The following is a 5,034-nucleotide window of genomic DNA, read 5'->3' on the forward strand; positions in this document are numbered from 1 at the left end:
GGCCCCAGAAAGCGGGGCTTGCCGCCCAGAGCCTCGCGGGCGCGCTTGTTATCGAGCCGTGCCGTTCCAGCCATGACGACCAGGACGATACGCCCGCCTACATCCACGCAGAGGGTTTTTGCGATCTGGTCTGGTTCGACGCCGTGCACTTCGGCCGCCTCGGGAACAGTGGCGGTGCTGCGGCCGTCATCGATGATCGACAGATCGGGGGCGAGGCGGGCGAGTTCGTCGCGAACGGAGTCCAGGCTCATACGGGTCTCAACGTCTGATCAGGATGTAGTTGATTGTAAGGTCGATATCGAAATGGTCGCCCTTCATATCGGGCGGGACGGGTGGCAGATGCGCGCCCTGGAACATGCCTGTCGTTGCGGCATCAAGCGAGTAGGAGCCCGACTGTCCGGTAAGGCGCACTGATTTTACGCGGCCTGTGCGGTCGAGCACCACATGAACGGAAGAGGGGCCATCTTCGCCGTTCTTGATAGCATCCTCAGGGTAATAGAGATGCGCACGGATCCAGCGGTCGATCTCGCTGCCATAATCGTCGCTCACGCCGCGTATGGAGTTGCGCGTCATGAAGGGCGCATTGATCTGGCCATTGGTCGAAAGCGGGCCGAGCGACATGTCGATGGGCGCACCCGAACCGCCACGGCGTCCACGTTGGCGGCGCGGGGTGGAGGGGGCCTCGCCGAAATCGAGCGTCGTCATGTTTGCAAACGGGTTATCCAACTGTTTCGTGGTCGGGCGTCGGCTGGAGTGATGACTATGGGCGCGCGTCTGCGTTTTCGTACCCGATTTGGCGATGCCGGGGCTTACGGGCCGGTCGGTCTGTGTCTTGGGAATTTCGGTTGAGGGACCATCGGGCACAGGGGGGGCTGCAGGCGGTGTTGGCGTGGGCATGGCCGGGGTGGGCGTGGATTCGGCCTGGTCGGGCTGCTGTTCCTGCTCCTTCTCGGGGCTGGAAGCCGAAGGCGCATCATGACTCTGCGATGGTTTTTCTTCACCGCCGGGTTTGTCTTCATGCGGCCCCGCCATGCCGCTGCGCGAGGGCGGGGCAAACATCATCTCGACTTGTGGCTGTTCGATTCCTTCCGGCAGGCCTCGCGCATGGCGGGCGCCTTCATAGATTAGCAGGCCCAGGATGATTGCGTGCGCAATGGCCGAAGCGATGAGGACCGTGACAACGCCCTGATCTTCCAGAATTTGAGGGCGAATAAGCGACGCACCAGCCGGTTTGAGATCGGGTTCAAGCCCGGTTTTCGGCTCGTAATGGGTCAGGGATGCGCGCGTGCCACGCATCGGGGGCAGGGCGCGCATCGACTTTGCCGTTGGTGCATAGAGCAACGGCTCGTTTCGTGCCCGTTTTCTATCCGGGCGCGGCATAGGGGCCGCACCGGATGAAGGGGGCGCCGGATCGACGGGTCGGGTGCGTTTCAGAAGAACACCTGCAAGAATCAGAACACACGCCGCCACGTGGCCGGGCAGGGAGCTCACCCTGGATCACGACACGATCTGGCATCTGGCGCTATCATGACATTGGACCCATGATCTTGCCAAGCGCGTGAACGTCTTGCCTGTTACATAAGAGGAAAAACCGGTGCTCGAAGACCCAGCTCTCTATGCCTGTCTCGGGCAGGATCCGGCTCTGGCGGAAGTCATGGCCCGCATTGGCCCCTGCCGCCTGCGGGGGGCTGATGGCAAGACACCCTATCAGGCCCTGATACGGGCCATCATTGGCCAGCAACTCCACGGTCGCGCGGCAGAGGCTATACTGGGACGCGTCTGTGCCCTTTCAGGTGGAGACATGCCCGAGCCGAGCTTTCTGCTTTCCCTGCCGGAAGAAACGCTCAGGGGCTGCGGTCTTTCTGCGGCCAAGTATCTCGCTTTGCGTGGCCTCGCGCAGGCACGTCTGGACGGCGTCGTGCCAGGTTCCACAGAAGCCGCCTTGCTGGACGACGAAACGCTGATCACCCGGCTGACTGCGCTCAGAGGGGTAGGGCGCTGGACCGTGGAGATGTTACTCATCTTTACACTGGGACGGCACGATGTGCTGCCTGTCGATGACTTTGCCGTACGGGCAGGATGGCAAAAACTGCGCGGCCTAGATTTGCCTCCGAAGCCGGCGCAATTGCGGGTTGAGGGCGCACGTTTCACGCCTTGGCGCTCTGCACTGGCATGGTATCTGTGGCGTCTCTCGGAGGAAGGAAAGTCGGTGCGGAATGTCCTGACCGGATGAAATGGGGGGCTGTCCCGGCTCATTGAGTCTTCCACCTGTCGAGATAAGGCCCGCGAGGAGAATTCCCCCTCGCCTTGAGGGTATCAGCGCCCTGAGAGGGCGGGTATCAGGGACAGGAGGAAATGGAGCCCCGGTGTGATGGCGGAAAGCGGGACGCGCTCATCAAGCCCATGGCTGAAGTTATCCGAGGCTTTCATGAATATCGGGCAGGCGCCATAACTCGGTATCCCACGCGCTCTGAACCACATGCTGTCGCTTGCCCCCGAACTCATGCTCGGAAAAACCGGCACGTCCGGATAAGCAGTCTGGGCGGCGCGGGTTACGGCGCTGGCAAAGGGCGTATTGAGCGGCGAGGGCTGTGTCTCGACCGTGCCAGCGCTCTGATCCTGAAGATGGACGGAGGGGTCCGCTATGATCTCGATCAGGTCGTGAATGATGTCGAGACGCGAATGACCGGGAAAGATGCGGCAATTGATGTTGGCATCGGCATGCTGGGGCAGCGCATTGAGCGCATGGCCACCGCGGATGGTTGTTGCAACACAGGTCGTGCCAATGCTTCCCACCAGAGAGGGCTCGGCGCGCAGGATCGATACAGCTTTGGCATTGTCAGGCGTTGCAGCAAAGACCCGCATGGCCGCAGCAAGGCGTGGTGACGAGAAACGCGCAGCATTCATGAAATAGCTGCGTGTCAGTGCATTGAGTTCCGGTCGGAAGGGGTGGGCCTGGATCTTGAGCAGGGCCGCTGCCAGAACGTCGATGGCGTTACGTGGGCGTGGCTCGGAGGAATGCCCGCCCGGGTCTGCTACGCTGAGATTGATATCAGCGTAAGTCTTCTCGGCACCGGACCATGTGTAGAAAAGGGGGCGGTTTGTCTCCTCATCCAGCACACCTCCCCCAACATCGAGGTTGAGAACCTCGGCGGCATTGGAGAACATACGGGCCAGGGTCTGGCCCGTTTTCATTTCCGTCTCTTCATCGCCCGACAACGCCAGGATGATCTCGCGATCCGGAACGAAGCCTTGCTGCCTGAGATGGATGAGCGCCGTAATTGCAAGGGCATTGCTCATCTTCATGTCGCTCGCCCCGCGACCATAAAGATAGCCATTCTCCGTGACGGGCTTGAACGGGTCATGCATCCAGTCAGAGGGATTGGCCGCAACGACGTCCATATGGCCTGAAATCACGAGCGGTTTGAGCGACGGGTCATGACCTTGCCAGCGCAAAACCAGATAGGCGGTGTCATCCTGTCGGGTAATGGTGATGGTGTCAGCGGCAAAGCCACCATTGATCAGGGCCGTGCGGTAGAGATCGGCCACGGCCGGGGTTTCATTATTGGCACCCGCAACGGAGCGAAACGCCATGGAGGCCTGGGCGAGATTGAGCGCCTGCAGGCCTTCACGCGTCAGGGCGGGAAGGGGCTCGGCCCGCGCATGCCCGGGCTGGGCATAGCCAGCCTGGAACAGCAGTAGCAACAGGGCAGCGCGTTTGATCATGGCGGGTCGAAACCTTGGTGCAAAAAGGCGAGTGGTCATATCGTATCGATGAAAGCGAGCATTTTCTCGGTGAACAGCTTGGGATTATCCGCGTGGAGCCAGTGCCCGGCATCGGGGATCGTTTCCAGACGATAATGAGGAAAGAGCCGCCTCATGACCGGTTCATGATCCTTGCAGATATAGGGCGAATGTTCGCCACGCAGAAAAAGCGTCGGCCCCTCATAAACATAGCCTTCGGGCATGTAAGGCCAGTTCTCGATGTTGGGCATCGAGTTGGTGATGTCCTGCAGGCCGATCTGCCAGCCCGGATCGCTGCCGAGGCGAACATTCTGGAGCATCAGGTCACGCACGCTCCGGTTGGGAATTTCCCGGGCGAGAAGCTGGTCGGCTTCCTGTCGGTCGAGATGGTCGGGAAAGTGGATATGCAGCATCGCCTCCGCCAGAGCGGCTTGCCCAAAGCCGGTGCGGGCCGGTGCCATATCGCCGATCAGCAGCCCTGCCACGAGCTCGGGATATTGCAGCGCCATGATCATGGCGAGCTTGCCGCCCATGGAATGGCCCACCAGTATGGCGGGCAGGGCTTCCTGCGCGCGCAGGGTTTCCACCACATCATCCACCATGGTCGGGTAGTCCATCGGCCCGTGAGGGCTCTCGCCATGATTGCGTAAATCGAGCGCAAGCGTGCGATGGGTACGCGCCACCTGGCGCTGGAGGAACCCCATATTGCGTGCGCGTCCGAACAGGCCATGCAGGAACACGACCGGCGGATGACCTGCGGGCTGGGCCGGGAGGCGCTCGATAACGTTCAGAAGCACGATGGGTGAGTCCTTATGAGCAGAGGGACGACGGGGGCCATTGCGTGAAGCGCTGCCCGATGGGGGCAGCAATGCGGCCAGTATGGGGCCTTGCAGGAGGAATGGAGCGGAAGTCTGGGGTTTTCTGTTGCCTGCGACAAGTCCGGACGACAATAAGGACAGCGCTTTCCTTCGGTCCTCAAAGTCATGTCAGGATCTCTCTTGGGTTCAGGGTTCCACAGAACTGCGCGGCGACAGGCTTTCAGGCGTATTCGCCACAGGGTGCATGTGCCCTACTATGCCCGCGCCCTCGTCCGATCCAATGAAATCTGGTTGACTGTCCTATCATCGTGTGTCGGAATTTTTGCTGGATTGAGTGTCTGGCTCATGACGCGGGCAACGCTGCTGGCCCACAGGCTGCTTTACGACCTGCATAATGATGGCAGACTTTCAGGGCTTGACCGTCTCGACCCTTGGCGCACCGTGCTCATGCCCTGCCTTGGCGGTCTTGCGC

General features: G+C 61.0%; 5 protein-coding genes. 1 reads left to right on the forward strand and 4 read right to left on the reverse strand.

Going from position 1 to position 5,034, the window contains the following annotated elements:
- Together P792_RS38275 and P792_RS24045 are read right to left on the reverse strand one after the other, a co-directional pair.
- Positions 1-251, reverse strand: a 251-nt coding sequence (locus P792_RS38275) for a YbaK/EbsC family protein (protein WP_369794201.1), incomplete at its 3' end; no start/stop codon positions are given.
- 7 nt (positions 252-258) lie between these two features.
- Positions 259-1,491, reverse strand: a complete 1,233-nt coding sequence (locus tag P792_RS24045) for an energy transducer TonB (protein ID WP_023977834.1) — start codon at positions 1,489-1,491, stop codon at positions 259-261.
- 103 nt (positions 1,492-1,594) lie between these two features.
- On the opposite strand from P792_RS24045, the gene P792_RS24050 reads away from it, so the two are divergent.
- Positions 1,595-2,233, forward strand: coding sequence for a DNA-3-methyladenine glycosylase (locus tag P792_RS24050; RefSeq protein WP_023977835.1), 639 nt, complete (start codon positions 1,595-1,597; stop codon positions 2,231-2,233).
- A gap of 83 nt (positions 2,234-2,316) precedes the next feature.
- Here the strand turns inward: P792_RS24050 and P792_RS24055 are convergent, their stop codons facing one another.
- Together P792_RS24055 and P792_RS24060 are read right to left on the reverse strand one after the other, a co-directional pair.
- Positions 2,317-3,726 carry a M20/M25/M40 family metallo-hydrolase gene (locus tag P792_RS24055; protein ID WP_023977836.1) on the reverse strand — a complete coding sequence of 470 codons (1,410 nt, stop codon included), beginning with the start codon at positions 3,724-3,726 and terminating at the stop codon, positions 2,317-2,319.
- Between the two features lie 35 nt (positions 3,727-3,761).
- On the reverse strand, positions 3,762-4,541 hold the full coding sequence (locus P792_RS24060) for an alpha/beta fold hydrolase (protein ID WP_023977837.1): 780 nt from the start codon (positions 4,539-4,541) through the stop codon (positions 3,762-3,764).
- Positions 4,542-5,034 lie beyond the last annotated feature (493 nt).

The organism is Asaia sp. SF2.1 (assembly GCF_000505765.1).
GTDB classification, from domain to species: domain Bacteria; phylum Pseudomonadota; class Alphaproteobacteria; order Acetobacterales; family Acetobacteraceae; genus Asaia; species Asaia bogorensis.

Bases quoted from the DNA above. Each gene is read 5' to 3' on its own strand.
- P792_RS24055 (WP_023977836.1), bottom strand. From the start codon at position 3,726: ATGATCAAACGCGCTGCCCTGTTGCTACTGCTGTTCCAGGCTGGCTAT.